Annotated in this window: 27 protein-coding genes; 20 read left to right on the plus strand and 7 right to left on the minus strand. The window is 74.0% G+C overall.

Features of this window, described 5'->3' with window-relative positions; genetic code table 11:
• Positions 1 to 58 precede the first annotated feature (58 nt).
• The 15 genes from clpB to GA0070614_RS16700 all read left to right on the plus strand — a co-directional run bounded on the left by clpB (position 59) and on the right by GA0070614_RS16700 (position 13230).
• Positions 59 to 2650, plus strand: coding sequence for an ATP-dependent chaperone ClpB (gene clpB / locus GA0070614_RS16630; protein WP_088976824.1), 2592 nt, complete (start codon positions 59 to 61; stop codon positions 2648 to 2650).
• 87 nt (positions 2651 to 2737) lie between these two features.
• A complete protein-coding gene (locus tag GA0070614_RS16635; protein WP_088976825.1) occupies positions 2738 to 3124 on the plus strand; it encodes a hypothetical protein in 387 nt (128 codons plus the stop codon).
• A 58-nt stretch (positions 3125 to 3182) separates the two neighbouring features.
• Complete coding sequence (locus GA0070614_RS16640; RefSeq protein WP_088976826.1) at positions 3183 to 4025, plus strand: hypothetical protein; 843 nt, start codon at positions 3183 to 3185, stop codon at positions 4023 to 4025.
• 83 nt (positions 4026 to 4108) lie between these two features.
• Complete coding sequence (locus tag GA0070614_RS16645; protein ID WP_088976827.1) at positions 4109 to 4738, plus strand: DUF4178 domain-containing protein; 630 nt, start codon at positions 4109 to 4111, stop codon at positions 4736 to 4738.
• Between the two features lies 1 nt (position 4739).
• On the plus strand, positions 4740 to 5246 hold the full coding sequence (locus GA0070614_RS16650) for a DUF2617 family protein (protein WP_088976828.1): 507 nt from the start codon (positions 4740 to 4742) through the stop codon (positions 5244 to 5246).
• Positions 5243 to 5668, plus strand: coding sequence for a DUF4247 domain-containing protein (locus GA0070614_RS16655; RefSeq protein ID WP_088976829.1), 426 nt, complete (start codon positions 5243 to 5245; stop codon positions 5666 to 5668). Before GA0070614_RS16650 ends, GA0070614_RS16655 begins: the two co-directional genes overlap by 4 nt.
• A gap of 32 nt (positions 5669 to 5700) precedes the next feature.
• Entirely contained in the window at positions 5701 to 6123 is a 423-nt protein-coding gene (locus tag GA0070614_RS16660) for a DUF350 domain-containing protein (RefSeq protein ID WP_088976830.1), read from the plus strand.
• Complete coding sequence (locus GA0070614_RS16665; protein WP_231933304.1) at positions 6123 to 6929, plus strand: hypothetical protein; 807 nt, start codon at positions 6123 to 6125, stop codon at positions 6927 to 6929. Before GA0070614_RS16660 ends, GA0070614_RS16665 begins: the two co-directional genes overlap by 1 nt.
• Entirely contained in the window at positions 6926 to 8521 is a 1596-nt protein-coding gene (locus GA0070614_RS16670) for a polyamine aminopropyltransferase (protein WP_231933305.1), read from the plus strand. Before GA0070614_RS16665 ends, GA0070614_RS16670 begins: the two co-directional genes overlap by 4 nt.
• Positions 8522 to 8531: 10 nt before the next feature.
• Entirely contained in the window at positions 8532 to 9542 is a 1011-nt protein-coding gene (locus tag GA0070614_RS16675) for a hypothetical protein (RefSeq protein ID WP_088976831.1), read from the plus strand.
• A 143-nt stretch (positions 9543 to 9685) separates the two neighbouring features.
• Positions 9686 to 10570 carry a hypothetical protein gene (locus tag GA0070614_RS16680; protein ID WP_088976832.1) on the plus strand — a complete coding sequence of 295 codons (885 nt, stop codon included), beginning with the start codon at positions 9686 to 9688 and terminating at the stop codon, positions 10568 to 10570.
• Positions 10571 to 10642: 72 nt separating this feature from the next.
• Positions 10643 to 11269, plus strand: a complete 627-nt coding sequence (locus GA0070614_RS16685) for a hypothetical protein (RefSeq protein ID WP_088976833.1) — start codon at positions 10643 to 10645, stop codon at positions 11267 to 11269.
• Between the two features lie 9 nt (positions 11270 to 11278).
• A complete protein-coding gene (locus tag GA0070614_RS16690; protein WP_088976834.1) occupies positions 11279 to 12088 on the plus strand; it encodes an SDR family NAD(P)-dependent oxidoreductase in 810 nt (269 codons plus the stop codon).
• Between the two features lie 167 nt (positions 12089 to 12255).
• Positions 12256 to 12795 (plus strand): orotate phosphoribosyltransferase, encoded by a 540-nt coding sequence (gene pyrE, locus GA0070614_RS16695; protein ID WP_088976835.1) that lies wholly within the window; start codon positions 12256 to 12258, stop codon positions 12793 to 12795.
• A 57-nt stretch (positions 12796 to 12852) separates the two neighbouring features.
• A complete protein-coding gene (locus tag GA0070614_RS16700) occupies positions 12853 to 13230 on the plus strand; it encodes an ArsR/SmtB family transcription factor (RefSeq protein WP_007454255.1) in 378 nt (125 codons plus the stop codon).
• A 174-nt stretch (positions 13231 to 13404) separates the two neighbouring features.
• Here GA0070614_RS16700 and GA0070614_RS16705 read toward each other — a convergent pair whose 3' ends face one another.
• From GA0070614_RS16705 to GA0070614_RS16725, 5 genes are all read right to left on the minus strand, one after another.
• Positions 13405 to 14112 (minus strand): DedA family protein, encoded by a 708-nt coding sequence (locus GA0070614_RS16705; RefSeq protein ID WP_088976836.1) that lies wholly within the window; start codon positions 14110 to 14112, stop codon positions 13405 to 13407.
• A 155-nt stretch (positions 14113 to 14267) separates the two neighbouring features.
• The gene (locus GA0070614_RS16710; protein ID WP_088976837.1) at positions 14268 to 16781 is read right to left on the minus strand and encodes a polynucleotide kinase-phosphatase; all 2514 of its coding nucleotides are present in this window, start codon (positions 16779 to 16781) and stop codon (positions 14268 to 14270) included.
• A complete protein-coding gene (locus GA0070614_RS16715) occupies positions 16778 to 18235 on the minus strand; it encodes a 3' terminal RNA ribose 2'-O-methyltransferase Hen1 (RefSeq protein ID WP_088976838.1) in 1458 nt (485 codons plus the stop codon). Before GA0070614_RS16715 ends, GA0070614_RS16710 begins: the two co-directional genes overlap by 4 nt.
• A gap of 118 nt (positions 18236 to 18353) precedes the next feature.
• Positions 18354 to 19895, minus strand: a complete 1542-nt coding sequence (locus GA0070614_RS16720) for an LPXTG cell wall anchor domain-containing protein (RefSeq protein ID WP_088976839.1) — start codon at positions 19893 to 19895, stop codon at positions 18354 to 18356.
• A gap of 172 nt (positions 19896 to 20067) precedes the next feature.
• Complete coding sequence (locus tag GA0070614_RS16725; RefSeq protein WP_088976840.1) at positions 20068 to 21180, minus strand: hypothetical protein; 1113 nt, start codon at positions 21178 to 21180, stop codon at positions 20068 to 20070.
• Between the two features lie 134 nt (positions 21181 to 21314).
• On the opposite strand from GA0070614_RS16725, the gene GA0070614_RS16730 reads away from it, so the two are divergent.
• Both GA0070614_RS16730 and GA0070614_RS16735 read left to right on the plus strand, forming a co-directional pair.
• The gene (locus GA0070614_RS16730) at positions 21315 to 21800 is read left to right on the plus strand and encodes a SigE family RNA polymerase sigma factor (protein ID WP_172892452.1); all 486 of its coding nucleotides are present in this window, start codon (positions 21315 to 21317) and stop codon (positions 21798 to 21800) included.
• Positions 21797 to 22858, plus strand: coding sequence for an LCP family protein (locus GA0070614_RS16735; RefSeq protein ID WP_088976842.1), 1062 nt, complete (start codon positions 21797 to 21799; stop codon positions 22856 to 22858). The genes GA0070614_RS16730 and GA0070614_RS16735 overlap by 4 nt, the downstream gene beginning before the upstream one ends.
• Positions 22859 to 22877: 19 nt before the next feature.
• Here GA0070614_RS16735 and GA0070614_RS16740 read toward each other — a convergent pair whose 3' ends face one another.
• Positions 22878 to 23090, minus strand: coding sequence for a hypothetical protein (locus GA0070614_RS16740; RefSeq protein ID WP_088976843.1), 213 nt, complete (start codon positions 23088 to 23090; stop codon positions 22878 to 22880).
• Positions 23091 to 23223: 133 nt separating this feature from the next.
• On the opposite strand from GA0070614_RS16740, the gene GA0070614_RS16745 reads away from it, so the two are divergent.
• A complete protein-coding gene (locus tag GA0070614_RS16745) occupies positions 23224 to 23607 on the plus strand; it encodes a phage holin family protein (RefSeq protein WP_088976844.1) in 384 nt (127 codons plus the stop codon).
• A gap of 145 nt (positions 23608 to 23752) precedes the next feature.
• A complete protein-coding gene (fbaA, locus tag GA0070614_RS16750; RefSeq protein ID WP_088976845.1) occupies positions 23753 to 24775 on the plus strand; it encodes a class II fructose-bisphosphate aldolase in 1023 nt (340 codons plus the stop codon).
• 216 nt (positions 24776 to 24991) lie between these two features.
• Here the strand turns inward: fbaA and GA0070614_RS16755 are convergent, their stop codons facing one another.
• On the minus strand, positions 24992 to 26200 hold the full coding sequence (locus GA0070614_RS16755) for an SLOG cluster 4 domain-containing protein (protein ID WP_172892453.1): 1209 nt from the start codon (positions 26198 to 26200) through the stop codon (positions 24992 to 24994).
• Between the two features lie 288 nt (positions 26201 to 26488).
• On the opposite strand from GA0070614_RS16755, the gene GA0070614_RS16760 reads away from it, so the two are divergent.
• The gene (locus GA0070614_RS16760; RefSeq protein WP_088976846.1) at positions 26489 to 26923 is read left to right on the plus strand and encodes a DUF3151 domain-containing protein; all 435 of its coding nucleotides are present in this window, start codon (positions 26489 to 26491) and stop codon (positions 26921 to 26923) included.
• Positions 26924 to 26941: the final 18 nt, after the last annotated feature.

The following is a 26941-nucleotide window of genomic DNA, read 5'->3' on the forward strand; positions in this document are numbered from 1 at the left end:
GAATACGCTCAACTCTGGTTGTGTCGCTACTGATGGACACGCCGATCCGGGGGAGCCCATGAACACCGAACGCCTCACCACCAAGAGCCGCGAGACCATCACCGGCGCCGTCGCCCTGGCCAACCAGCGCGGCCACGCCACCGTCGAGCCCTGGCACCTGCTGCTGGCCCTGCTGGACACCGAGGGTTCCACCGCCGCCGGGCTGCTGCGTGCCGTCGGCGCCGACCCCACCGAGCTGCGCCGGGTCGCCCAGCGTGCGGTCGACGCGCTGCCCGCCGCCCGTGGCTCCAGCATCGCCGAGCCCACGCTGGCCCGCGAGTTCGTCAACGCCATCGGCGCCGCCGAGCAGATCGCCCGGCCGCTGGGCGACGAGTACACCTCCACCGAGCACCTGCTCGCCGGGCTGGCCCGGGTCGGCGGCGCCGTCGCCGGCGCGCTGAGGACCGCCGGAGCCACCGAGGAGAATCTGGTCGCCGCCTTCCCCACCGTCCGGGGCGGGGACCGGCGGGTCACCACCGCCGACCCGGAGCAGACCTACCAGGCCCTGGCCAAGTACGGCGTGGACCTGACCGCCAGCGCCCGCGACGGCAAGATCGACCCGGTGATCGGCCGGGACTCGGAGATCCGCCGGGTGATCCAGGTGCTGTCCCGGCGTACCAAGAACAACCCGGTGCTGATCGGCGAGCCCGGCGTCGGCAAGACCGCCATCGTCGAGGGCCTGGCCCAGCGGATCGTCGCCGGTGACGTGCCCGAGTCGCTGCGGGACAAGAAGCTGGTCTCGCTCGACCTCGGCGCGATGGTCGCCGGCGCCCAGTACCGGGGCCAGTTCGAGGAGCGGCTGAAGTCCGTCCTGGAGGAGATCAAGAACTCCAACGGGCAGGTCATCACCTTCCTCGACGAGCTGCACACCGTCGTCGGCGCCGGCAAGGGCGAGGGTTCGATGGACGCCGGCAACATGCTCAAGCCGATGCTGGCCCGGGGCGAGCTGCGGATGGTCGGCGCGACCACCCTCGACGAGTACCGCGAGCACATCGAGAAGGACCCGGCGCTGGAGCGCCGCTTCCAGCCGGTGCTGGTCGGCGAGCCGACCATCGAGGACACCATCGGCATCCTGCGCGGCCTGAAGGAGCGCTACGAGGTGCACCACGGCGTACGGATCACCGACGCCGCCCTGGTCGCCGCCGCCGGCCTCTCCGACCGCTACATCACCGACCGGTTCCTGCCGGACAAGGCGATCGACCTGGTCGACGAGTCCGCCTCCCGGCTCCGGATGGAGATCGACTCCCGTCCGGTCGAGGTGGACGAGATCGAGCGGGCGGTACGCCGGCTGGAGATCGAGGAGATGGCGCTGGCCAAGGAGCCGGACGCCGCCTCCGCCGAGCGCCTCGAACGGCTGCGCAAGGAGCTGGCCGACAAGCGTGAGCAGCTCACCGCCCTCTCCGAGCGCTGGCAGCTGGAGAAGAGCCACATCACCAAGCTCTCCACCGCCAAGGAGGAGCTGGAGCGGCTCGGCGGCGAGGCCGAACGGGCCGAGCGCGACGGTGAGCTGGAGCGCGCCGCCGAGCTGCGCTACGGCCGGATCCCCGCCCTCAACGCCGAGCTGAAGCGGGCCGAGGAGGAGCTGGCCCGGCTCCAGGCCGACGGCGCCATGCTCAAGGAGGAGGTCGGCGCGGACGACATCGCCGCCGTGGTCGCCTCCTGGACCGGCATCCCGGCCGGCCGGCTGCTGGAGGGCGAGACGGCCAAGCTGCTCCGGATGGAGGAGTCGCTGCGGGCCCGCGTGGTCGGGCAGGCCGAGGCGGTCGGCGCGGTCTCCGACGCGGTCCGCCGGGCCCGGGCCGGCGTCGCCGACCCGGACCGCCCGACCGGCAGCTTCCTCTTCCTCGGCCCGACCGGTGTGGGCAAGACCGAGCTGGCCAAGGCCCTCGCCGAGTTCCTCTTCGACGACGAGCGGGCGATGGTCCGCATCGACATGAGCGAGTACGGCGAGAAGCACTCCGTCGCCCGCCTGGTCGGCGCCCCGCCCGGGTACGTCGGGTACGAGGAGGGCGGGCAGCTCACCGAGGCGGTGCGCCGCCGGCCGTACTCGGTGATCCTGCTGGACGAGGTGGAGAAGGCCCACCCGGACGTCTTCGACATCCTGCTCCAGGTGCTCGACGACGGCCGGCTCACCGACGGCCAGGGCCGCACGGTGGACTTCCGCAACGCGATCCTGATCCTCACCTCGAACCTCGGGTCGTCGGTGATCAGCGACCTGACGCTGGCCGAGGAACAGCGCCGGGAGGGCGTCCTCGCGGTGGTCCGGTCGCACTTCAAGCCGGAGTTCCTCAACCGTCTCGACGACATCGTGGTCTTCGCCGCGCTGCGCGGTGACGACCTGCGCGCCATCGTCGACATCCAGCTCGACCGGATGCGGAAGCGGCTGGCGGACCGCCGGCTCGGCCTGGAGATCACCGAGGCCGCCCGGGGGTGGCTCGCCGAGCACGGCTACGACCCGATCTACGGCGCCCGCCCGCTGCGTCGACTGGTCCAGTCGGCCATCGGCGACCAGCTCGCCAAGGCCCTCCTGGCCGGTCGGATCCGCGACGGCGACACGGTGAAGGTCGACCTGGCCGACGCCAAGGACGCCCTCACCGTCACCTCCGCCTGACCCACCCCGGGCCGGCCCCGCCCCCTCGGGCAGGGCCGGCCCGGCGCGGGTGGGTGGGAGCGGGTGGGGCGGGGAAAGGATGGGGGCATGTTCGGGATGGGGAAGAAGAAGAGCGGCGACCCGGAGTGGGACGCGGCCGTCGAGGAACTGGCCGGGGCGGACACGGTGGCCTTCGGCGGGGTCGGGATCGCGGGGACGCTGCTGCCCGTGACGGAGGCGTACCGGCGGGTCGAGGCGGCGCTCGCCGAACGGCCCGAGGCGGTCCGCGAGGAGGTCGACCGGCTGCTGCGGCGCGGCTCGCCCGCCGGCAAGGCGTACGCGGCGACGCTGCTGGAACGCCTCGACCCGGCGGCGGCCCGGGACGCCTGGTCGCGGCTGCGCGAGGACCCCGGCGAGTTCACCACCTTCAGCGGCTGCGTGATGGGCAGCGCGAACCTGCGCGAGTACGCGGCCGACCGGCTCGCCGGACTGTAGCCGTTCGGTCGAGCCGGCCGGGGCTGCGCGCGGGAAGATCCACCCGTAGCTTGCCCGCATGACACCGCCTGCCGCCGCCCCGGCACGCCCGCCCCGTCCCACCCCGGTCACCGTCGCCTTCTGGTTGCAGGTCGCCGCCGTCGTCGTGCTCCTCGCCCTGATCGGGTTCGTGGTCTGGCAGGCGTTCGACTGGAACGCCCGGATCGACCGGGTGGCGCGCGCCGTGCCGGACGCCGACCCGACCGAGGTGGACAGCGAGCGCTTCGGAAACATCGTGATGACCGCGCTGGTGGGCCTGCCCGCGTTGTTCCTCGCCGGCTGGCTCGGCGGCACCGCCGTGGGCCTGCGCCGGGGCAGCAACATCGCCCGGATCCTGGTCTTCGTGGCCGGTGGCTTCCAACTGCTGCTCCTCTTCGGCCAGGGCTGCACCGGCGTGCTGATGATCCCGTTCCTCTTCGCCCTCGGCGAACCCGAGGAGTGGGACCCGGAACTGGACGGCCCGTACCCGCCGGAGGAGTCGAAGTTCCTCCGGGCCCTCTATGACGACGACGGCGGCGTCCTGCGCGAGGACCTCCTCTTCGGCCTCGGCGCCGGCGGCTGGGCGCTGGTCGTCGCGTTGACGCTGGCGGTGGTGGTGCTGCTGGCGCTGCCGGCGGCCCGGCACTGGTACGTGCCGTCGACCGCCGAGGTCGGCCGTCCGGTGGGCCCACCCGCGCCGGCCACCTTCATGCTGCCGCCCGGCTACATGATCTGCCCCGACCCCCGGGCGCACGGCGCGCCACCGCACCCCCCGACCGCCGTGACTCCGGCCGGGGCACCCGCCGTGACCCCGGCCGAAGCTCCCGCCGACGCCTCGGCGGAGACGGTCGCGGCCCCGGATCCGGAGACCCCCCGTAACTGACCCCTCACTCAACTGTGCACCGGTTTCCCCAGGTGCGCGCGGTTGTTACCGTCTCCGCCGACGCACGTGGGGAGGCGGTCGCGGTGGACGGGTCGGTGGCGTGGCTGGTGACGGTGGTGGGGTGTCTGGTCGGGGTCGCGGGGGTGGTGGTGGCCGTGGTCGCCCTCGGTCGGGCGCGCAGGCGGCCGAAGCAGGCGGGGCCGGGTGACCCGTTCCGGGACACCGACGCCGACGCGCTGCGCGGTGACCCACGGAAGCTGAAGCCCGGCGACATCGTCGAGATCCGCCAGGTGTCGTACGCGGTCCGCGGCTCGGTGCACCTGGTCGAAGGGGCGTGGAGCTGGGCCGAGCACCTGCTCGACACGGTCGACGGCGCGAAGCGCTGGCTCTCCGTGGAGGAGGACCCGGATCTGGAGCTGGTGCTCTGGGAAGCCGAGCCGGGCGCCACCGTCACCCCCGGCGCGCCCACCCTCGACTTCGCCGGCCGCCGCTACGCCTGGGAGGAGTCCGGGCAGGCCCGGTACTCGGCCACCGGCAGCACCGGCCTCGACCCCAGCGGCACGGTCCGCTACCACGACTACCGGGCCCAGGGCGGCGCCCGGCTCGCCTTCGAGGCGTACGGGGAGGCGGGCTGGGAGGTCGCCCGGGGCGAGCGGCTGCACCGCTCCGAGGTGATGGTCTACCCGCAGGGCGGCCCGGAGCAGGTGAGCTGAGGTGCTGGTCAGCATCGACACCCCGTACGTCGACACCAGCGCCGCCGACCTCGGGCTGGCGCTCGGCGGACCCGAACTGCCCGCGCTGGCCGTCCGCGACCTGGACCTGCCGGGCGGCGTACGGCTGCGGCTGCGGCTGCTCGGCGCCTCCCATCAGGTCGTCCTGCCGACCCCGACCGGTGACCTCACCGAGACGGTGGCCTGCCTGCCCGGCCGGCCCCCGCACCTGCCCGGGACGCTGCACGACGAGCCCAACGGCTACCGGTTCACCGCCACGGTGCTCCGGCCGCCCGCCGGTGAGCTGCGCGCCCGGGTCGCGGCGCTCCGCGCCGACCTGGCCGACGACCCGTACGCGCTGGTCGGCGTCTTCCCCGGTGACCCGGACGCGGTCACCGCGCTCGCCGTACGCCCCGACCCGCCGGACGGGTCGGTGGGCTGGCGCACCTGGCACGCGTATCCCCAGACCAATGAGCTGGTCCTGACCGAGACGGTGGTGGCACTGCGATGACGTACCGGAGATGGTTCGTGGTGGGGGTGGCCTTCGCGGTCATCGGCGCCCTGGTGGCCGCCTTCGCGATCTTCTACGGCAGCTTCTCCCCGCGCGGCTACGTCGAGGACCGCTACACCCGTGCGGCCGGGCAGGACATCGGCGGCGACGCGATCGCGTACACCTCGAACAAGTCGCCGAGCCAGGTGGCGCAGGACGTGACCGCCGCCTGGCAGCCGGCCGACCAGTACGTCGACGGCAGTGGTGTCTACCTGCGCTACGACGACGACTCGGTGGTGATCCTGCCGATCGCCACCGGCTCGGTGATCCTGCTGGAACGCCTCCGCACCGCCTACCCGCGCTACCACTCCACCGTGGGCAACCACTGGGGCTGGGGCCGGGGCAGCACCGTGCGCGGTGGCGGCCCCGGCAGCGGCAAGTAGTCCGACCCGAACGACACCCCTGGAGTCCCCCTGTGCAGACCCTGGTCACCGATCTGCTGGTCACGCTCGCCTACGGCGTGGTCGGCGTCGTCCTGATGGCCGTCGGCTACGCCCTCGTCGACATCGCCACCCCCGGCAAGCTCCACGAGCTGATCTGGACCGAACGCAACCGGAACGCCGCCCTGCTGCTCGCCTCGAACCTGGCCGGCGTCGGCATCATCGTGGTCGCCGCCATCGCCGCCAGCGCGGACGACTTCGTCCTCGGCCTGATCGGCGCGTCCGCGTACGGGCTCCTCGGCCTGGTCATCATGGCCGCGGCGTTCCTGCTGCTCGACGCGGCCACCCCGGGCCGGCTCGGCGAGATCCTGGTCGACCCGGAGCCGCACCCCGCGGTCTGGGTCTCCGCCGTCGTCCACCTCGCCACCGGCGCGATCATCGCCGCCGCGATCAGCTGATGGCGACCGGCACGTCTCCCGGGACGCCGCCGGGAAAGCAGAACTCCCGGGCGGTGACGATCATCATCGTCGTCTCGACGATCCTCTGCTGCGTCGGATCGATCCTCTACCCGAGCTGGGGCGCGGTCTTCGGAAGCGACAACTCCGACGACGTCCCGCCGCCGGTCGCGCAGGAGCGCGACGACACCGTGGCGGTCCTGGCGCGTTCCTCGGCCAGCCAGGGCGTCTGCTACGGCTGGGAGCTGACGGACTACTTCGGCTACGGCGACCCGGTCAGCGTCGGCTCCAACCTCGGTGACGGGGTCGCGGTCGAGAAGAACCCGTCCTGCCCGCGCTGGGTGCAGGTCCGCGTCCGGGTCTACTACCCGTCGCAGAGCAGCGAGAGCGACGACAACGCCTACGTCGACGTGAGCGGATCCGGTGACTTCTCCTCCACCGAACTGCTGCGGATCGAGAACGGCCTGGAGCGGCTCGGGATCACCGAGAAGGTCCTCATCGACGACCCGGGCTGGGGTGTCACCCGGGCTGCGGTGATGCTGCCGCTGCTGGCCGTCGAGGTCGGGGCCGTCGAGCCGGCCACCACGCCGGCCCCGGCCGCCACGGCGCCGTCGCCGCTGCCCGACCCCGGCAGCGACCTGTGGCGGGACCGCTGGGGCTACCTGCTCGCCGCCGGTGGCCTGCTGCTGGTCACCGCGCTGCTGGTCACCGTGGGCCTCGTGCAGCGCCGCCGGCAGCGCCGCAAGGCCGTGCCCGCGCAGCGCGCCGGGGCGGACCCGGCGCCGTCGCGTACCCCGGAGAAGGCGTGACCGTCGACGTGCCGCCGGTCCCGGCCGACGCCGGACCGGCGGCGCGCCCGCGCTGGCGGCTGGCCCGGGCGGCGGTGCTGCTCGCGGTCTTCGTCTGCGCGGCCTGCGGCCTGGTGTACGAGCTGGCGCTGGTCGCGCTCGGCAGCTACCTGATCGGTGACACGGTCGGGCAGGCGTCGATCGTGCTGGGTGTGATGGTCTTCGCGATGGGCGTCGGCGCGCTCGTCGCGAAGCCGTTGCAGTCCCGGGCCGCCGCCGCGTTCGCGGTGATCGAGCTGACCCTGGCCCTGCTCGGCGGGTTGTCGGTGCTCGGCCTCTACGCCGCCTTCGCCTGGCTGGACCTCTACGGCCCGGCGCTGGTCGGCACCGCGTTCGTGCTCGGCCTGCTGATCGGCGCGGAGATCCCGCTGCTGATGGTGATGCTGCAACGTATCCGGGAGCAGTCCGCCGGCAGCGCGGTCGCCGACCTGTTCGCCGCCGACTACGTCGGCGCGCTGCTCGGCGGGCTGGCCTTCCCGTTCCTGCTGATCCCGGTCTTCGGGCAGCTCAAGGGCGCCCTGGTGGTCGGCGCGGTGAACGCCGTCGCCGGCCTCGCCCTGGTCTGCACGGTGTTCCGCAAGGAGCTGAGCCGCCGGGCGCGGATCGCGCTCGGCGCCGGCTCCGTCGTGGTCGCCCTCTGTCTGTCCTACGCCTGGGTCACCGCCGCCGAGTTCGAGGTGACCACCCGCCAGCAGCTCTACCGGGACCCGGTGGTGCACGCCGAGCGCTCCCGCTACCAGGAGATCGTGCTGACCCGGTCGGTGCGCGAGGCCGGGCACGCCGAGACCGACCTGCGGCTCTACCTCAACGGCGACCTCCAGTTCAGTTCCGTCGACGAGTACCGCTACCACGAGGCGCTGGTGCACCCGGCGCTGAACGGCCCACGCGGCGAGGTGCTGGTGCTCGGCGCCGGTGACGGGCTCGCCGTGCGGGAGATCCTGCGCTACCCGGACGTACGCCGGGTGACGGTGGTCGACCTGGACCCGGCGGTGGTGGCGTTGGCCCGCCGCGAGCCGCAGCTGCGCAGGCTCAACGGTGACGCCTTCGCCGACCCCCGGGTCCGGGTGATCAACGTCGACGCGTTCGGCTGGCTGCGTACCGCCGCGGACCGCTTCGACGTGGTGGTGGCGGACCTGCCCGACCCGGACGAGACGGCCACCGCCAAGCTCTACACGGTCGAGTTCTACGCGCTGGCCCGGGCGGTGCTCGCCGACGGCGGGCGGCTGGTGGTGCAGTCCGGGTCGCCGTACTTCGCGCCCCGGTCGTACTGGTCGATCGAGGCGTCGGTGCGGGCGGCCGGCTTCGCCACCACGCCGTACCACGTGGACGTGCCCTCCTTCGGTGACTGGGGCTTCCTGCTCGCCGTGCCGGGGGCGACCGCGCCGGCGTTGGCGCTACCGGCCGACGTCCCGCCGCTGCGCTTCCTCGACCCGGCGGTGCTGCGCGCGGCGGCGGCGTTCCCCGCCGACCGGCGTCGCGTGGACGTGCCCGCCTCGACGTTGTTGCAGCCCAGGGTGCTGGAGTACGCCCGCGCGGAGTGGCGCGGCTACTAGCGTCGGACGGGTGTCACCGTCCCGTCGTCGCCGGCTCCCGCCCCGTGCGGTGGACGCCGCCGGCTACCTCCAGGCGTTCGTGCTCGCCGGAGTGGCGACCGTGCTGGTCACCCGCGCCTACCTCCAGGCGACGGGCTGGCCACAGCTCGGCGGGGGCGGCCTGCACATCGCCCACGTGCTCTGGGGCGGCCTGCTGATGGCCGTCGGGATGGGCGTGGCGCTGGTCTTCCTCGGCGGCGCGGCGCGGACGCTCGGGGCGGTCCTCGGCGGGATCGGCTTCGGGCTCTTCATCGACGAGGTGGGCAAGTTCGTCACCGCCCGCACCGACTACTTCTACCGCCCGGCCGCCTCCATCATCTACGCCGTGTTCGCCCTGCTCGTGGTGATCACGCAGGCGTTGCGCGGCCGGACCCGGCTCACCTCCGGCGAACGGGTGGCGAACGCCCTGGACACCGTGGTCGGCGGCGTCGGCCGGGGGCTCACCGACCGGCGGCGGGTGGCCGCCCTGCGCCTGGTCCGTGGCGCCGGGCCGGACGTCGAGTACGCCGTGTCCCAACTCCTCGACGCGGTGCCGCACCGGGACCCGCCGCCCCGCCGGTTCTGGCAGCCCTGGCTGGTCCGGCTGCGCGCCTGGGCGATCCGGCTGATCACGGCCCGCCGGGTGGTCTCGCTGGTGGTGGTCTACCTGATCGTCGAGCCGGTGGTCACCGTGGTCGCGGTGGCGGTGGACGGGGTGACCGGCGAGTTGGACGAGGCGCGGGAGTGGGGCGCGGTGGTCGGAGTGTCCGCCTCCGCGCTGGTCGCGGCGGTGCTGGGCATCCGGGCGGCGTTCCTGCTGCGGCGGGACCGGCCCGGCGCGTTCCGCCTGTTCAAGCTGGCCCTGCTGGTCGACCTGCTCTTCGGCCAGCTCTTCAACTTCACGGTCAACCAGTTCGGCGCCCTGGCCGCGCTCGGGCTGGACCTCTTCCTGCTCGCGGTGGTGACCGCGGAGGCCCGCCGGCTGCGCGCCGAGGCCGACTGACCCGGCCCGGTCGCGTCCGGCCGGGACGGCCCGGCGGCGGGACGCCCGTGCGCGCCGGTCCGGCGGCGGGTCGCCCGAGCACGGCGCGCGGAGGTGGGCCGGAGTGGATACCGTGTGGGACGCGATCCAAGGGAAGGAGAATCGTGGTCGATTCCCAGCACACACCGGCCCGCGCCCGGCCGGCCGTGGTGACGATATCCAGCTACCTGCTGATTCTGTTCGCCGTGCTCCAGGTCATCAGCCTCATCATCACTCTCAGCACCATCGGCGCCCTCCGGGAGGCGCTGGAGGAGGCGTACCGCGGCACCGCCGCGAACGGCGCACAGAACGTCGCCGACTTCGCCATCGCGTTCGCCATCGGTGGCTCCGTGGTCGGGCTGCTGCTCGCCATCGTGCTCGCGGTGCTCGGCCTCTTCAACAACCGCGGCTCCAACGGCACCCGGATCGCCACCTGGGTGCTCGGCGGCATCCTCTTCTGCTGCTGCGGCTTCGGCACGATCAGCAACGCGGCCGGCGGCTTCGCCAACAACGCCGGCCCCGCCAACGGCGACATGCCCAGCGGCGAGGAGGTCCAGCGCCGGATCGAGGAGGCGCTGCCGTCCTGGTACGGCCCGGTGACCATCCTGCTCGCGGTGCTCGCCCTGCTCGCCCTGCTGGCGGCGCTGATCCTGCTGGCGCTGCCGAAGGCGAACGAGTTCTTCCGCAAGCCCAAGCAGGGCTGGGAGCCGCCGGTTCCCGGTGCGACCTACCCCGGCCAGCCGGCGTACCCGACCACCCCGGGCTACCCGCAGTCCGGCTACCCGGCGGCCCCGGGCCACCCGACGACCCCGGAGCAGCCGGGCCACCCGTCGACCCCCGGCCAGCCGGGCACGCCGCAGCCGCCGAGCGGCTCGGAGTGGCAGGCCCCGTCGGCGCAGCCGCCGTCCCCGGGGGCGCCCGAGGCGCCGTCCACCGGTCCGACCGAGCCGGGTCGCCCGGCCGACGGGCCGGACCAGCCGGGCGGGAGCAACCCGCCGTCGGCCGGCTGACGGGCGAGTAGCAACGACGTGACGATTCCCTCCGAGTAGGTTGCAACCCGACGCCTACCGGAGGGAATTGTCGTGTCGTACCCGGATCAGGTGCCGGCGCGTCGGCCCGCCGCCGTCACGCTGGCGGCGGCGGTGCTGGCGCTGATGGCCCTCGGCGCGCTGGCGTACGCCGTCGCGACCCTGCTCGCCCTCGGCGCCACGGTGGACCGGTTCCGCGCCGCCGCGGCCGACACGGTCGCGGGCGCGGACGACGTCGACGGCGTGGTGGCCCTGGTGCGCGCCGTCGCGATCGTCTCGGCGGTGCTGACGATCCTGGTCGGCGTGCTGCTGGTCGGCCTCGCCACCGGGCTGCTCGCCGGCCGGCGGGGCGCCCGGGTGGCCACCTGGGTGGTCAGCGGCCTGGGCCTGCTCGGCGGCTGCTGCACCGGCGCGCTGCTGCTCGGGCAGCGGGCCGCGCCGCTGGAGGCCGGGATCGACCCCGCGCTGCTCGGCCTGCTCGCGGAGGCGTACCCGTCCTGGTGGTTGCCGGTGAACGCGGGGGTGTCGGTGGCGCAGATGCTCGGCTACCTTGTGGTGGCCGTGCTGCTCGTGCTGCCCACGGCGAACGGCTGGTTCGCGCGCCGCCCGTCCCGGCCGGTGCCGCCGCCGGAGAATCCGTACCGGCTGCACCCGCCGCAGGGTCCGCCGCCCCCGCGCTGAGGAGTCCCGTTGAGCCCCGAGAATCCGGCCACCGAGCGATGGGCGCTGGTCACCGGGGCCACCGCCGGCATCGGCGAGGCGTTCGCCCGGCGGCTGGCCGCCGAGGGGTGGCACCTGGTGCTGGTCGCCCGGGACGCCGCCAGGCTCGGCGAGGTCGCCGCCGAGTTGACCGGCCGGCACGGGTGCCGGGTGGAGACGATCCCCGCCGATCTGTCCACGGACGACGGATGCGCCCGCGTCGAGCGCCGGCTCACCGACGGCCACCCGGTCGACCTGCTGGTCAACAACGCCGGGATCAGCCTCGACCGGTCCTTCCTCCACTCCACCGTCGAGGACGAGGTGCGGCTGCTCCGGCTGAACGTGCACGCGGTGATGCGACTCACCCTCGCGACCCTCGGTCCGATGACGCGTCGCGGGCACGGGGCAGTGATAAATGTCTCTTCGGTCGCCGGGTTCGGGCCGGTCATGCCCGGCTCGACGTACCCGGCGAGCAAGGCGTGGGTGACCAGCTTCAGCGAGTCGGTCGATCTCTCGGTGCGCCCGCTCGGCGTCCGGGTGATGGCGCTATGCCCCGGCTACACCGACACCGGCTACCACGAGCGCAACGGCATCGACATGTCCGGCACACCCGGCTGGATGTGGCTGCGGGCCGACGACGTGGCCGCCGAGGCCCTGCGTGACCTGCGGAAAGGCAAGCAGGTCAGCGTTCCTGACTGGAAGTACAAGCTCGCCGTCGCCGGCCTGCGGCACGCGCCGCGCCGGCTGCTGCGGCTGGCGTACCGGGACCGGCGGGGGCAGGGCGGGTCGACCGGCGGCTGACCGGCCGCGCGACACCGCCGCTCCGGTCGTCCGGGCCCCGGGCCGCCGCGCCCGGTCCCGGCGGTCGCGCAGCGTAGCCGTCCATCGCCACCCATCGGTCGCCCGCCAGGCTGACCCGGGCGGACCCGGAACGCGGCCCACAGACTCGCGCAGTACCCTCTATCGCCATGGGGGACCACGACGACCTGCGTAAATTCATTACCGACCTGGCTGTGGTCCATGGACGGGTGGTGCTCTCCTCCGGCCGCGAGGCGGACTGGTACGTCGATCTGCGCCGCGTCACGCTCCATCACCGGGCCGCGCCGCTGGTCGGCCGGGTGATGCGCGAGCTCACCGCCGACTGGGAGTACGACGCCGTCGGTGGGCTGACCCTGGGCGCCGATCCGATCGCCGTGTCGATGCTGCACGCCGCCGCGGAGACCGATCGTCCACTGGACGCCTTCGTCGTCCGCAAGGCCGGCAAGGCGCACGGCCTGCAACGTCGGATCGAGGGGCCTGATGTGGCCGGCCGGCGGGTACTGGCGGTGGAGGACACCTCGACGACGGGCGGCAGCGTGCTGACCGCGGTCGAGGCCCTGCGCGAGGCCGGGGCGGAGGTAACGGGTGTGGCGGTTATTGTTGATCGAGGAGCCGGGGACGCCGTGCGAGCCGCCGGACTGCCGTATCGGGCGGCCTATACGTTGGCTGACCTCGGCCTTGTGGCGTAAAAATTTGCCGATTCGGATCTGCTGATATGCAGGCGGATCGATGCTGCTGGTGGAAGGATGGAATACGTGGGAACTGCGTTGGCTGAAATGACCATGCCTCAGATCTCGCCGCTTGCCGGCGAGCCGATCGAACGTGCCGATGCCGAGCGGCTGGCGGGGGTCCTCAAGGCCCTTGCCGACCCCGCCCGGCTGCGGCTGCTCAGCCTGATCCAGTCGGCGCCCGAGGGCGAGGCGTGCGTGTGCGACCTGACCGCGCCGCTCGGCCTCTCGCAGCCGACGGTCAGCCACCACCTGCGTATCCTCACCGAGGCCGGCTTGCTGGAGCGGGAGAAGCGCGGTGTGTGGGCCTACTACCGGCTGGTGCCGTCCGCGATCGCGACGATCGCGGATCTGCTCACGCCGCCGCGCAAGCGGGCCACCAAGAAGGCCCGCTGATTCCGGTGCCGTGCGTCGTCCCGTCCGGGGCGACCTCCGGTGACGTGCCAGGGGTGGCGTCATCGGGCGGGTGATGCCTGTCCGTCCAGGACGGTCACGATCCGTGCCACCAGGGATTCGTGGAGATCACACCGATGGCCGGTCCCTTCCGGGGCCGGCCATCGGCGTGTGCGCTCAGTACTGCCCGTAGTGCTCGCGGGTCTCCCGGATCGCCTCCTCGGCGGCCGCCCGCTCCTCGGGGGTGGTGCCCCGCTTGGCCGCCATCCGCGCGCGCAGCAGCTCGACCACGATCGGGACCACCGAGACGAACACGATCCCGATGAGGATCAGCTCGATGTTGGCCTTGACGAACGGGATCTGGCCGAGGAAGTAGCCGAGCACGGTGACGCCCGTGCCCCACAGGATGCCGCCGATCACGTTGTAGATCACGAAGGTCCGGTAGCGCATCCGGCTCACCCCGGCGACGATCGGCGTGAAGGTCCGCACGATGGGCACGAACCGTGCCAGCACGATCGACCGGGCGCCGTACTTCTCGAAGAACTCGTGCGCCTTGATCGCGTTCTCCTGCTTGAACAGCTTCGAGTTCGGCCGCCGGAACAGCGCCGGCCCCACCTTGCGCCCGAAGGCGTAGCCGACCTGGTCACCGGCGATCGCGGCCAGGGTGATCAGCAGGCAGACCAGCCAGAGCGGGTACTTGATGTACTGCCCGTCGGCGGTGAGCAGCCCGGCGGTGAACAGCAGCGAGTCGCCCGGCAGGAAGAAGCCGATCAGCAGGCCGGACTCGGCGAAGACGATGACCAGGATGCCGAGCAGCCCGAAGGCCGAGATCAGCCACTCCGGGTCCAACCAGTCCGGACCCAGCGCGAGCGTGGTGGTGGGCATCGCAGGTGACCTCCGTGTCTGCCTGTGGGTGGTGACGGTTCGTCCGCCACCGGCGACGGCACGCCCCGTAGTGTAGGTGCCGCCCCGTCCGGGCCGGTGCTCGACGTCACACCCGTGCTCCGGCCGGACCGGGTCGCGGCCGGAGCAGGGGCGGATCACAGCCGGGGATCGACCGGCTCGGACTCGCAGGCGAGGATCGCGAAGACCAGCTCGTGGCGACGCCACAGCGGCGCGCCCTCGGCGAACGCGTCGAGGGCGGCCAGGCCCAGGGCGTGCTCGCGCAGGGCCAGCCCGCGCTTGCGACCCAGGGAACGGCGGCGCAGGGCGGCCAGCTGGGTCGGGTCGGTGTACCCGGGGCCGTAGATGATCCGCAGGTACTCCCGTCCCCGGCACTTGATCCCCGGCTGGAGCAGTGAGCCGCGCGCCGACCGGGCGGCCGGCCCGGCGTACGGCTTGACCACCATGCCCTCGCCACCGGCCGAGGTCAGCGCCAGCCACCACTCGGTGGCCGCCGCGACGGCCGACGGATTGGCCAGGTCGACGACCTGCCGCCGGGTCGGGGTGAAGAACTCCGGGTCCGCCGCGCAGAGCCGGTCGGCCAGCTCCAGGTGCCAGCCGTGGTCCCGGTCGGCGAAGCCCACCCCGGCCCCGGCCAGCACCGCGAACGGGGCCAGGGTCACCCCGCGCAGCCCGTCGGTCGGCGCCACGTACGCCCGGTAGGCGGCCGAGTAGCCCTCGACCTCCGCGTGGCGGGCGGCCATCCGCTCCCGCAGTGCCGCCACCGGCAGCCCCCGGGCCGCGGCGGCGTCCAGGGTGCCGAGCACCGCCGGCAGCGCCGCCCGGCCGGCCGCGCCGACGCTCGCGTACTGCTCGCGGATGAGCCCGCCCGCCTTGGCCGACCAGGGCAGCAGCTCGCAGTCCAGCAGCAGCGCGTCGGTGCCCAGCTCGGCCCAGAGCCCGGCCGAGGTGACCGCCGCGCGGACCCGGGCCAGCAGCTCCGCGTCGAGCGGCGCGCCGAAGAACGGCCGCCCGGTGCGGGTGTGCACCACGCCGCCACCGAACGGGCCGGGCTCCCGCTCCACCAGCACCACCGCCCGCGAGCCCATGTGCTTCTCCTCGCAGACCACCCGGTCCACGCCCGCCGTGCGGTAGTCCTCGAACGCCTGCGCCGGGTGCTCCAGGAACCCCTCGACCGTCGACGTCGAACAGGGCGCCATGGTCGGCGGCAGCCAGACCAGCCGGCCCGGGTCGACCGCGAACCGGCTCATCACCTCCAGCGCGGCGGCGGCGTTCTCCGCCGGCACGGTCAGCGTCCCGTACGCGTGCTGCAGGTGCCGCCGGCCGGTCACGTCCGCCAGGTCCAGCACCGTGTCGGGGCGGGCCGGGGCGGTGACCAGCGGGCGGACCGGGGCGTACCACTCCTTCACCGCGTCGACGGAGACCAGTTCCTTCTCCGGGTAGCGCAGCGCGGTCAGCTTGCCGCCGAAGACGCAGCCGGTGTCGATGCAGATGGTGTTGTTCACCCACTCCGGCTCCGGGGTCGGCGTGTGGCCGTACACGACCATGGCCGAGCCCCGGTAGTCGCGCGCCCACGGGTAGCGCACCGGCAGGCCGTACTCGTCGGTCTCCCCGGTGGTCTCGCCGAACAGCGCGAACGCGCGGACCCGGCCGGACGCGCGGCCCTGGTACGCCTCCTTCAGCCCGGCGTGCGCGACCACCAGCCGGCCGCCGTCCAGCACGTAGTGGCTGACCAGGCCGTCGACGAAGGTGGCGACCCGCGCCACGAACTCCGGGTCCTCGGCGTCGAGCTGGGCCATCGTCTCCGCCAGGCCGTGGGTGAGCCGCACGTCCCGGCCGCGCAGCTTGCGCAGCAGCTTCTGCTCGTGGTTGCCGGGCACGCAGATCGCGTGCCCGGCCGCCACCATGCCCATCACCAGGCGGAGCACGCCGGGGGAGTCCGGGCCGCGGTCCACCAGGTCACCGACGAAGACGGCGGTACGACCAGCCGGGTGCACCGCGTCCACCGGGCGGCCCGCGTCGTCGCGGTGCAGCATCCAGCCCAGCCGCAGCAGCAGCGCCTCCAGCTCCTCCCGGCAGCCGTGCACGTCGCCGACGACGTCGAACGGCCCGGTCAGCTCGCGCCGGTCGTTGAACAGCTTCTCGTAGCGGATCTGCGCGCCGTCGATCTCCTCGACCCCGCGCAGCACGTGCACCTTGCGGAAGCCCTCGCGGGCCAGCAGCCCGTACGACCGGCGCAGGTCGCGCTGCATCCGGGCCAGCACCTGCCGGCCGAAGGTCCGGTCGGCCCGCCCCTGCGTACGCTCCCAGGCCAGCGCCTCGGGCACGTCCAGCACGACCGCCACCGGCAGCACGTCGTGCTCGCGGGCCACCCGCACCAGGGCGGCCCGGGCGTGCGGCTGGAGGTTCGTCGCGTCGACCACGGTCAGCCGGCCGCGCCGCAGCCGGGTCGCGGCGACGTGGTGCAGCGCGTCGAACGCGTCGGCCGAGGCGGACTGGTCGTTCTCGTCGTCGGCCACCATCGCCCGGAACGTGTCCGAGGAGAGCACCTGGCTGGGCAGGAAGTGCCGGCGGGCGAAGGTGGACTTGCCGGAGCCGGAGACACCGACCAGCGCCACCAGGGCGAGTTCGGGGATGTCCAGGGTGGTCATCGGGTCGTCTCCTCCTTCCGGGTCCGGTCGGTGCGGGTCAGCACGGCCAGCTGGGTGGGGCTGCCCACCTCGGGGTCGTCGTCGCCGACCCCGCTGATCACGGCGGTGTAGCCGTACGTGTCCGCCACCCGGGCGACCCAGTCGGCGAACTCGGCGCGGGTCCACTCGAAGCGGTGGTCGGCGTGCCGGAACCGCCCCGCGCCCAGCCCCTCGTAGCGGACGTTGTACTCGGCGTTCGGGGTGGTCACCACGACCGTGCCCGGCCGGGCGTGGCCGAGGACGGCGTCCTCCAGCGCCGGCAGCCGGGGCGGGTCGACGTGCTCGATCACCTCCATCAGCACCGCCGCGTCCCAGCCGCGCAGCCGGTCGTCCCGGTAGGTCAGCGCCGACTGCCACAGCCGGATCCGGTCGCGCTGCCGTTCCGGCAGCCGGTCCAGCCGCAGCCGGCGGGCGGCCAGGGTGAGCGCGTGGGTGGAGACGTCGGTGCCGACGATCTCCGTGTACCGCCGGTCGGCGGCCAGCGCGGTGAGCAGCGCGCCGCCACCGCAGCCCAGGTCCAGCACCCGGTTCGCCCCGGCGGTGGCCAGCGCGCCGAGCACCGCCTCGCGGCGGCGTACGGCCAGCGAGGCGCGGGCGCCGTCCCGCTGCGGCGTCGGCGCGGCCTCGTCGACGCTGTCGTCGGCGGGCGGCTCGTCGGCCAGCCGCAGCTCGGCGAGGCGGGCCAGGGCCTGCCCGGCCAGCGCCCGCCGGTGGGCCAGGTAGCGCCGGGTGATCAGCCCCCGCTCCGGGTGGTCGGCCAGCCAGCCCGCCCCGGCCCGGAGCAGCTTGTCGATCTCGTCCGGCGCGACCCAGTAGTGCTTCGCGTCGTCCAGCACCGGCAGCAGCACGTACAGGTGGTTGAGGGCGTCGGCGACCCGGACGGTGCCGGTGAGCAGCAGGTCGACGTACCGACTGTCGCCCCAGTCGGGGTGCTGCTCGTCGAGGGGCACCGGGGTGGCCGTGACCGTCCAGCCCAGCGGGGTGAAGAGGCGTCCCGCCAGGTCCGCGCCGCCCCGGCAGCGCAGCACCGGCACCCGTACCTCCAGCGGGACGGCGGTGCCGGCCAGCTCCGGACGCTCCCGCGACTCGCCGCGCAGCGCCGAGCGGAACACCGACGACAGCGCCGAGGAGAGCAGGCTGGAGGCGGCGTACGCCCGGTCGTTGACGTACTGCCCGAGGGTGAAGCCGTCCGGGGTGGCGGCCTGCTTCCGACCGCGACCCCGACCCGCGCCGAGCCGCTGCGGGTCGATGTCGAGCAGCAGGGCGGCGGTGCAGCGGCCGTCGTCCGCCTCCGGGTAGAAGACGTGCGCGACGCCGGCGGGCAGGTCGAACGACTGCACCCGGTCAGGGTGCTTGACCAGCAGGTACCCGAGGTCGGTCGCCGGCCGGTGGGTGGTGGTCAGGGTGAGCAGCACCCGCTCATGGTTCCATCGCGTTCGATCTTGCGTCGTCCCGTTTTCCGCGTACGGCGGCCGGGGACGGCGGCGCCCCGCCGACCGGGGGCCGACGGGGCGCCGGAGTGGTACGGGTGGCTCAGGCGACGAAGCGGGTGCTGCGGCGGCGGGCCAGCACGTAGCCGCCGACGCCGGCCGCGAGCAGCAGGCCGCCGATGCCGGCGACCAGCCCGGTCGACCCGCCGGTGATCGGCAGCGAGCCGCCGTCACCACCGCCGTTCCCGCCGGCCGCCCTGATCACCAGCGGGGCGCTGTCGTTCTTCGGGTTCAGGTCGGCGACGCGCTCCCCCTCGGCCACCTCGTAGTGGCGCAGCTGCACCGCGCCGGGCGCACCGCCCAGCTCGTCGACCCGCAGGTCGAAGGGGAGGACGACGGCGTCACCCTTGTGCGTGACCTCGTGCCACTCACAGAAGTAGATCCGGCCACCCGGCTCGCCGTGGGTGCCGGTCGGCGTCTCGCCCGTGCCCGGCGCGCACTGCTCGGGGGCGGTCAGCACGGTGACCCCGTCGGGCACCACGACCCGGGCCCGGGTCTCGATCCCACCCGGGCCGGAGGTGTTGATCATGGCTGGCCCGTTGTTGACGTAGCCGATCCTGGCGGTGACCGTCGCGCCGACGGCGCCGGGCAGATGGGCGCCCGTGGCGGCCACGTCGGCGCGCTGGTCACCGGTGACGTCGATCCTGACCCGGGTGGAGTTGTCCCACGGCGTCCGGTCGGTCTGCCGCAGCGAGCGGGCCAGCGTGTCGGTGGCCGGCACCAGCTCCAGGTCCCTGCCGGCACCCCGTTGCCAGCCGTCGGTCGGCAGGGACGCGGTGAACTCCTCGTAGTCGTCCGGGGTGAACCAGAGCGCCCAGCCGAACTGGGTGCTCGGCGCCCAGGAGTCGGCGGCCACCCGCAGCCCGGCCGAGTCGTCCAGTTGGACGGCGGCGCCGGGCGGGATCTCGTCGGCGAAGCGGCACACGGTCAACTGGTCGCCGGACAACTCCCGGTACGAGCAGTTGCCGTGGCGCCGGGCCGGGGCGGGCACGGTGCTGAGCAGGAGCACCGTCTCGCGGACCGTCGTGTCACCGACGTTCGCCACGCCGAACGGGGTCCGCACCGTCTCGCCCGGAGCGGCGGTGGTCCGCCACAGGTCCTGCGCCCGCAGGTCGACGCCCGCACCGACCTCGACGGTGGCGCGGGTGGTGACGACCGAGGGGCCGTCCTTCTGCCGCAGGTCGAACACCAGGTCGCCCTTGTCCCCGGGCTCGGCGGTGCCCTTCGCGGTGACCGCCAGGAGCAGGCCGTCGTTCTCCAGCCGGGTGGCGGTCGTCGCACAGCTGAGCACCGTGCCGGTCGCCGTGCAGCCGGTCGTGTCCTCGGCGGGCACGACCGTGGCGAAGCCGGTGACCGCGCTCCGCTCGACGGTGACCGTCAGGACCTCCGGCAGGCCGTCGGCAGCGGCGAACAGACCGACGTACCGCTGCACACCGCCCACCGCGATCAGCGCGTCGTTGGCGTGCACCAGCACGCCGTCCGAGGCCGGCTCGGCGGCGGCGGGGGTGGCGACGGCAGAGGCGGCGACGAGCGCGCCCGCGACGCCCAGCCGGGCGAGCCGGCGCCGAGCGGACTGCGTGAGCATGTGCGTTCCTCCTGTGGCAGGTGTCCAGGTGGAGACAGCGGGATCGTAGAGCGCCGAGGAGGCTCCGCGCCGTCCCGGAACGCCGCCCGGCGCCGGGACGAGCCGAACGGCCGGGCACGATGGACGCTCGGTCGCGGCGGCGATCTGCCGTGCCCGCTCCGGCGGGTCGGGATCAGGGGACCGGGGTGCCCCGCCGTCGACGGGCCACGACCGTGCCGAGCGCACCGACGGCCAGCAGCAGCCCGCCCACGCCGGCGGTGAGCGTGGTGCCGGGTCCGGTGACCGGCAGCAGGGCGTCACCCCCGCCGGTCCCCGGGGGCGGCTGGCCGTCCCCGGCGGTGACCGTCAGGCTGACCTCGGTCCAGTTGTCCCAGCTCGTGGCGTCCGCCCCCGTGGGCGTGTGCTGCGCGAGCAGCCGCAGTGGGCTGCCGGTCCCCGCCGGGTGCGGCGGCACCGAGCCGTCCAGGTCGGGTTCGAGCCGCGCCCAGTCGTCGGTCGTCCACCACTGGAGCCGGTCGGCCAGCACCACGCCGTCGCGCGCCCGCTCGTCCAGCCGCAGGGGCAGCGGCGTCGAGAGCCGGTACGTGACGCCGGGCTCCAGGTCGGTGTCGAACCGGCAGACGAGGGGACCGCCCTCCCGGTGGCGGCAGTTGCGGTGGTCCCCGGCGTACGTCAGCGGCCGGTCCACGTCGAGGGTGAGCACCGCACCCCGCATCGGCACCGGCCCACCGTTGCGTACCGTGCCGGGGAGCGCGACGGGGTCACCCGGCCCGGCGGTGAGCGCGGCCTCCGGCGGGGTCTGCAGGTCCACCCCTTCGACGACGGTGACCGTCGTGCTCTCGACCACCGTCCCGACGGCCGACGTCCCGCGTACGGTCAGCGCGGCCCGGGTGTCCAGGGCCACGTCGGCCCGCGCGGCGACCCGGAACCGCAGGGCCGGCGCCTCGCCCCGCCGGTCGAGCCCGCCGGCACAGCGCAGGAGATCGGCGTCGCGCAGGCAGACCCACCCGGTGCCGGTCGGCGTCAGGGTGCCGACGGCGTCCAGCCCGGACAGGTCGATGTCGACGGTCACCGTGACGTCCAAGGGACGGGGCCGGCCGACGGCGGAGATCCGAACCTCGCCGGCGGCGTCGTGCCCGGGGGCCACCACCATGTCCCGGGAGGTGATCCGGAGCTCGCCGGCCGCGAGCGCGGGCACCGCGAGCGCGGGCACCGCGCCCGCGGCGAGGAACCCGCCCGCGACGGCGATCCCGGCGGACCAGCGACGGAGGTGGAGCCGGACCATTGACCTGCCCTCCCGATCGGTTGCGGAGCGTGGTCAGCGTCTCACGGATGTCGCTGTCCGGAATGTCGCCGCGCCCGGCCGCAACGTTTCGCCACCCCGCTTCCGTCATCAGGAGCGGGACACCGGGAGGTGCAGTGACGTACGAGGAGTTCGCCGACTCGCGGCTGACCGCCCTGCTGCGGTACGCGGTCATGCTGACCGGCGATCCGCACCAGGCGCAGGATCTGGTGCAGGAGACGATGGTGCGGGCGCAGCTGAACTGGCGGCGGGTGGCGCGGGCGGACTCCCCGGAGCGCTACGTCCGCCGGATGCTGACCAACCAGTACGTCGACTGGCGGCGCGGCACCTGGATGCGCCGGGTGCTGCTGCGCGGCGAGCCGGAGGACGCGGCGCCGGTCGCCGTCGACCACGCGCAGGACACCGTGGACCGCGACCAGGTCTGGGCCTGGTTGGCCCGGCTGCCCCGCCGGCAACGCGCCAGCCTGGTGCTCCGCTACTACGAGGACCTCCCGGACGCCGAGATCGCCGAGATCCTCGGCTGCGCCGTCGGGACCGTCCGCTCGTCCATCTCCCGCGCCCTGGCCACCCTGCGCGCCGAACACGTGGAGGTCTGCTCATGACCGTGGAGGAGGAACTGCGGGCCGTGTTCGTCCGGCACGAGCCGCTGACCCCACCGACCGGCCCGCTCCGGGCGGCCATCGACCGGCTGGTCGTCCGCCGCCGTCGTCGGCGACGCCGGATCCGGGCCGGGGCCACCGCGCTGGCGGTGCTGGCCGTGCTGGGCCTGGCGGCGCCGCAGGTCGTCGACCCGCCGGGGGAACGGGCCGTGCCGGGCGTGCCGGGCGTGCCGGGCGGGGAACCCGGTGCCCGGAGCGGGGCGCTGAACGTGCTGCTGGTCGGCGTCGACGGCTCCGCGCGGCTGGCCGACTCCGTCCTGCTGGTGCACGTCCCCGCCGACCGTGGCCGGCCCTACCTCGTCTCCCTGCCGCGTGACCTGGAGGTGCCGATCCCCGGTCGCGGCACCGGCAAGCTGAACAGCGCCTTCGCGTCCGGCGCCGGTGACGGCCGTCCCGACCTGGCCCGGGGGTACGAGGTGACCAGCCGCGTGGTCACCGACCTCATCGGCGTACGCCCGGACGCGGGCGCGGTGCTCACCTACCCGGTGCTGCGTGAGCTGACCGACCTCCTCGGCGGGGTGGAGGTCTGCCTGCCCCGGCGGGTCGAGTCCGCGCACACCTCGCGGGTCTTCCGGGCCGGCTGCCAGCGGCTCGACGGCGCGGCCTCGGTCGACCTGCTCCGGCAGCGGCGCGGGCTGCCCGACGGCGGCCTCGACCGGGACCGCAACGCCCAGATCTTCGCCGCCGGGCTGGTCCGGCAGGCCGGTGATCAGGGGGTGCTGGGTGATCCGGTCCGGCTGTCCCGGCTGGTCGCCACGGTCGGGCCGAAGATGGTCGTGGCCGGCGGCGGTACGCCGCTGCTGGACCTGCTCCGGGTGGTGCCGGAGCTGAAGTCCCTCGACCCGGTCGGGCTCAACCTGCCGGTCGACGCGCCGGCCACCGGCGACTGGCGGGTCCGGACCGATCCGGCGGCGACGCCGCAGTTCCTCGCCGCGTTGCGCGAGGACCGGCTGGACCGGTGGGTGGCGGCGCACCCGGGCCGGGTCACCAGGACGAGGTGACCCGGCCGGGCGCCCGGTGTCAGCGGTAGTCGTCCTCGTCGGCGGTGACCACCCGGGCCTGCTCCATCGCGTCCCAGTCGGCGACCTCCAGGCCGCGGTGCGGCTCGGCGTCCTCCTCGGTGGGGCCGGCCACCGCGGCCTGCTCGACCGCGTCGGCCGGCTCGGCCTCCAGGTCGCGCTCCTCCGGGCTGAGGTGGTCGCTCGGGGTGAACTCCTCGTCGGGGTGACCCATCGTCGTCCTCCCTGATTCCGGCGGATTTCCACCCACACCGTACGGGTTGTGCGGGCTCGTCGCGCGGTGGGCGCGGGAAGCGGACTCGGTGGATCCCGCCACCGGCGGCGATCGGCGGTGCCAGGATGGGGGCGTGGGCTTCCTGATCCGGTTGGCGATCACCGCGCTCGCGCTGTGGGTCACCACGCTGGTCGTGCCCGGGGTCGACGTGACCGGTCGGGACGGCGCGAACACCGTGCTGACCCTGCTCGCGGTGGCGCTGATCTTCGGGGTGGTCAACGCGGTGCTCAAGCCGGTCATCAAGGTGGTCGGCTGCGTGTTCTACCTGCTCACGCTCGGGTTGATCGCGTTGGTCGTCAACGCGTTGCTGTTCCTGCTGACCGACTGGATCGCCCGTGGGCTCGACCTGCCGTTCCGGGTGGACGGTTTCTGGGCCGCCTTCTGGGGGGCCATCGTGATGGCGGTGGTGAGCTGGCTGATCAGCGTCGCCGTGCCGGACCGCCTGGAGGGCCGGTGACCGCCGCGGTGGCATCCCCACCGGGGTGGTTGTGCCGGCCGGCGTCATCTACGGGATACTTCCGGCGGTGGACAGCGCGGTCCGGCGCACCCGATGGAAGACAGCGGCCGGCTCGGCCGAGAGCGGTAAGTAAGGAGCGTTAGACATGCCCATCGCTTCCCCCGAGGCTTACGCGGAGATGCTGGACCGTGCCAAGGCCGGCCGGTACGCGTACCCCGCGATCAACGTGACGTCGTCGCAGACCCTGAACGCGGCGCTGAAGGGCTTCGCCGACGCGGAGAGCGACGGCATCATCCAGGTGTCCACCGGTGGCGCCGAGTACCTCTCCGGACCGTCGGTGAAGGACATGGTCACCGGCGCGGTGGCGTTCGCCGCGTACGCGCACGAGGTGGCCAAGAAGTACCCGGTCAACATCGCGCTGCACACCGACCACTGCCCGAAGGACAAGCTGGACAAGTTCGTCCGGCCGCTGATGGCCATCTCCCAGGAGCGGGTCCGCAACGGCCAGGAGCCGCTGTTCCAGTCGCACATGTGGGACGGCTCGGCGGTGCCGGTGGCGGAGAACCTGGAGATCGCCGCGCAGCTGCTCGACGAGGCCGCCAAGGGCAAGATCGTCCTGGAGATCGAGGTCGGCGTCGTCGGTGGCGAGGAGGACGGCGTCGAGAACGCCATCAACGACAAGCTCTACACCACCGTCGAGGACGGCCTGGCCATGGTCGAGGCGCTCGGCCTGGGCGAGAAGGGCCGCTACATGGCGGCGCTGACCTTCGGCAACGTGCACGGCGTCTACAAGCCGGGCAACGTCAAGCTCCGCCCGGAGATCCTGAACAACATCCAGGAGGCGGTCGGCGCCAAGTACGGCAAGGAGAAGCCGCTCAGCCTGGTCTTCCACGGTGGTTCCGGCTCGCTGCTGTCGGAGATCCGCGAGGCGCTGGACTACGGCGTGGTCAAGATGAACATCGACACCGACACCCAGTACACCTTCTCCCGGCCGGTCGCGGACCACATGTTCCGCAACTACGACGGCGTGCTGAAGGTCGACGGCGAGGTCGGCAACAAGAAGATGTACGACCCGCGCGTCTGGGGCAAGGCCGCCGAGGCCGGCATGGCCGCCCGCGTCGTGGAGGCCTGCGAGCACCTGCGCTCCACCGGCACCACGATGAAGTGACCTGCGCGTAGCACCCTGACGGCCGGCGCCCCCTCCCGGGGCCGCCGGCCGTCGGCGTCCTCCCACCCCGTCCCCCGTCCCCCGCCGTCCCCCCGTCCTCCGCCCCGCTTTGCGACGTGTCGCGGGGGTCCGGGTCGTCGGAGACCGCAACACGCCGCAAAGCGCGTGGATCACGCGCGGGGGCAACGCGCGTAAGTCGGGGCGGGCGGGGTCCGGTCAGGCGGTGGCGGTGAGCACCCGGACGGCCTCCCGTACGTCGTCGGTGAGGTGCACGGTGGTCGACAGGTCACCGAACGGGGAGGCGGCGAAGAGCGGCCGCAGCAGCGACTCGACCGGCAGCTCCCGGGTCCAGTACGCCCGGTCCAGGAAGACGTACGCGCCGCTCGCCCCGTCGGTGCCGTAGTACGTCTTCGTCGCCGCCTGGAACACCTCCTGCACGGTGCCGGCGCGGCCGGGCGCGAAGACGATCCCGCCCCGGGCCAGCCGCAGGATGGTGTCCTCCCGGATGGCGTTCGAGAAGTACTTGGCGATCTTCCCGGCGAAGAGGTTCGCCGGCTCGTGCCCGTACAGCCAGGTGGGGATGGCCAGCCCGCCGGTGCGGGCCCAGTCGAGGCCGGGTCCCCGCTGCTGCGGCACGGCCGGGGGTGTCGCGTACCGCTGGCGCACCGCCAGCGCGGCGGCCGTGTACCGGTCGTGGTCGGTGAAGTCGGGGGCCGCCGCGAGCAGGTCGATCGCGGTGTTCAGTTCGTCGGCCGGCCAGGCGGCGAGGAACGCGCCGAGGTTGGCCGCCTCCATCACCCCGGGGCCGCCGCCGGTCACCACCAGCCGGTCGGCCCGGGCCAGCTCCCAGCCCAGCACGGCCGCCATCCGGTACGGGACGCTGCCGCGCGGCACCGCGTGCCCGCCCATCACGCCCACCACCGACTGCGGGCCGTGCGTCGCCAGCCAGGCCCGGGTCGCGTCGGCCAGGGCGTTGTCCACACCGTGGTCGTGCAGCCGCTGGCCGAGCGCCTCCCGGACGTCCGGCAGCGCGCCGCCGTGCTCGCGGAAGTGCGTGTACACCCGGGTGTCGTACATGCCGGCGAAGCCGCCCTCGGCGAAGCCGGCGGCGAGGTCCTCCGGGGTGTAGAGGTGCGACGGCTGGGTCGGGTACGGCAGCCCGGAGAAGGGCGGCACCACGTTCGCGCCGCGCCGGACCAGGTCGGCGCCGACCTCGCGGTTGGCGAAGCGGCACCCCACGAAGAGGGTGCCGGCGACGTCCGTGGCGGTCAGGTCGGGGACCGGGTCGAGGTCGAGGCGGAGCCCCTGCACGGTCAGCCCGGCCAGGCTGCCGGTGGCGAGCCGCCGGTCGAACGCGGCGCGGGTCTCGATCTCGTCGGGGTGGGTGTGCGGCGCGATGACGTCCGCGGGAGGTGGGGTCGGCACCACGCCATCCTGCCCCCGGCCGGCAACCCGCCAAACCAGGCCCGCCCGAACGACAGGAGCCCGGTGACCGAGGCCACCGGGCTCCTGCGTAACCGGGTCCTGGGGAGGCTCCGGACCAATAGTTGTAATCGAAAACATTGCGTGACGGCATGGGCCGCAGGGATCGCCACCGAGGGCCGCAGGGATCGCCGCCGCCGACCGCAGGCGGGGCGGTCGTTCCGCCGTTCAGTCAGCGCGGCGCGCCGGACCCCCTCGCGCGCCGCTACGCGAAGCGGGTTGAATGGGGCGATGCAGAACCTGTTGCCGGAGCCACCGGCCACCCTCCTGCCCGCGCACGAAGAAGCGGACGCCGCCCTGGCCGCCGCCGTCGGGCAGGGCACCGACGAGGCGTACGCCGAGGTCGCGGCCCGCTTCCCCACCCACAGCGCGGCCTGGGCGGCGCTGGCGGCCCGGGCGTTCGACGCCGGTCAGGTCGTCCCGGCGTACGCCTACGCCCGCACCGGGTACCACCGGGGCCTGGACCAGCTGCGCCGCAGCGGCTGGAAGGGGCACGGCCCGGTGCCCTGGTCGCACGCGCCCAACCGGGGCTTCCTGCGCTGCCTGTACGTGCTGTCCCGGGCCGCCGGGGAGATCGGCGAGGCGGACGAGGCGGCCCGCTGCGCCCAGTTCCTGCGCGACTGCGACCCGGCCGCCGGGGACGCCCTGGCGGGCACCGTCAGCTGACCCGCGCCCGGCGGCCGG

The sequence above is a fragment of the Micromonospora coxensis genome, assembly GCF_900090295.1.
Taxonomy (GTDB): domain Bacteria; phylum Actinomycetota; class Actinomycetes; order Mycobacteriales; family Micromonosporaceae; genus Micromonospora; species Micromonospora coxensis.

Coding starts and splice junctions, on each gene's coding strand:
- pyrE (WP_088976835.1), top strand. CDS start 12,256: ATGGGGGACCACGACGACCTGCGTAAATTCATTACCGACCTGGCTGTG.
- GA0070614_RS16640 (WP_088976826.1), top strand. CDS start 3,183: ATGACACCGCCTGCCGCCGCCCCGGCACGCCCGCCCCGTCCCACCCCG.
- fbaA (WP_088976845.1), top strand. CDS start 23,753: ATGCCCATCGCTTCCCCCGAGGCTTACGCGGAGATGCTGGACCGTGCC.
- clpB (WP_088976824.1), top strand. CDS start 59: ATGAACACCGAACGCCTCACCACCAAGAGCCGCGAGACCATCACCGGC.
- GA0070614_RS16665 (WP_231933304.1), top strand. CDS start 6,123: ATGGCGACCGGCACGTCTCCCGGGACGCCGCCGGGAAAGCAGAACTCC.
- GA0070614_RS16720 (WP_088976839.1), bottom strand. CDS start 19,895: ATGCTCACGCAGTCCGCTCGGCGCCGGCTCGCCCGGCTGGGCGTCGCG.
- GA0070614_RS16710 (WP_088976837.1), bottom strand. CDS start 16,781: ATGACCACCCTGGACATCCCCGAACTCGCCCTGGTGGCGCTGGTCGGT.
- GA0070614_RS16700 (WP_007454255.1), top strand. CDS start 12,853: ATGGAATACGTGGGAACTGCGTTGGCTGAAATGACCATGCCTCAGATC.
- GA0070614_RS16740 (WP_088976843.1), bottom strand. CDS start 23,090: ATGGGTCACCCCGACGAGGAGTTCACCCCGAGCGACCACCTCAGCCCG.
- GA0070614_RS16725 (WP_088976840.1), bottom strand. CDS start 21,180: ATGGTCCGGCTCCACCTCCGTCGCTGGTCCGCCGGGATCGCCGTCGCG.
- GA0070614_RS16735 (WP_088976842.1), top strand. CDS start 21,797: ATGACCGTGGAGGAGGAACTGCGGGCCGTGTTCGTCCGGCACGAGCCG.
- GA0070614_RS16635 (WP_088976825.1), top strand. CDS start 2,738: ATGTTCGGGATGGGGAAGAAGAAGAGCGGCGACCCGGAGTGGGACGCG.
- GA0070614_RS16760 (WP_088976846.1), top strand. CDS start 26,489: ATGCAGAACCTGTTGCCGGAGCCACCGGCCACCCTCCTGCCCGCGCAC.
- GA0070614_RS16655 (WP_088976829.1), top strand. CDS start 5,243: ATGACGTACCGGAGATGGTTCGTGGTGGGGGTGGCCTTCGCGGTCATC.
- GA0070614_RS16705 (WP_088976836.1), bottom strand. CDS start 14,112: ATGCCCACCACCACGCTCGCGCTGGGTCCGGACTGGTTGGACCCGGAG.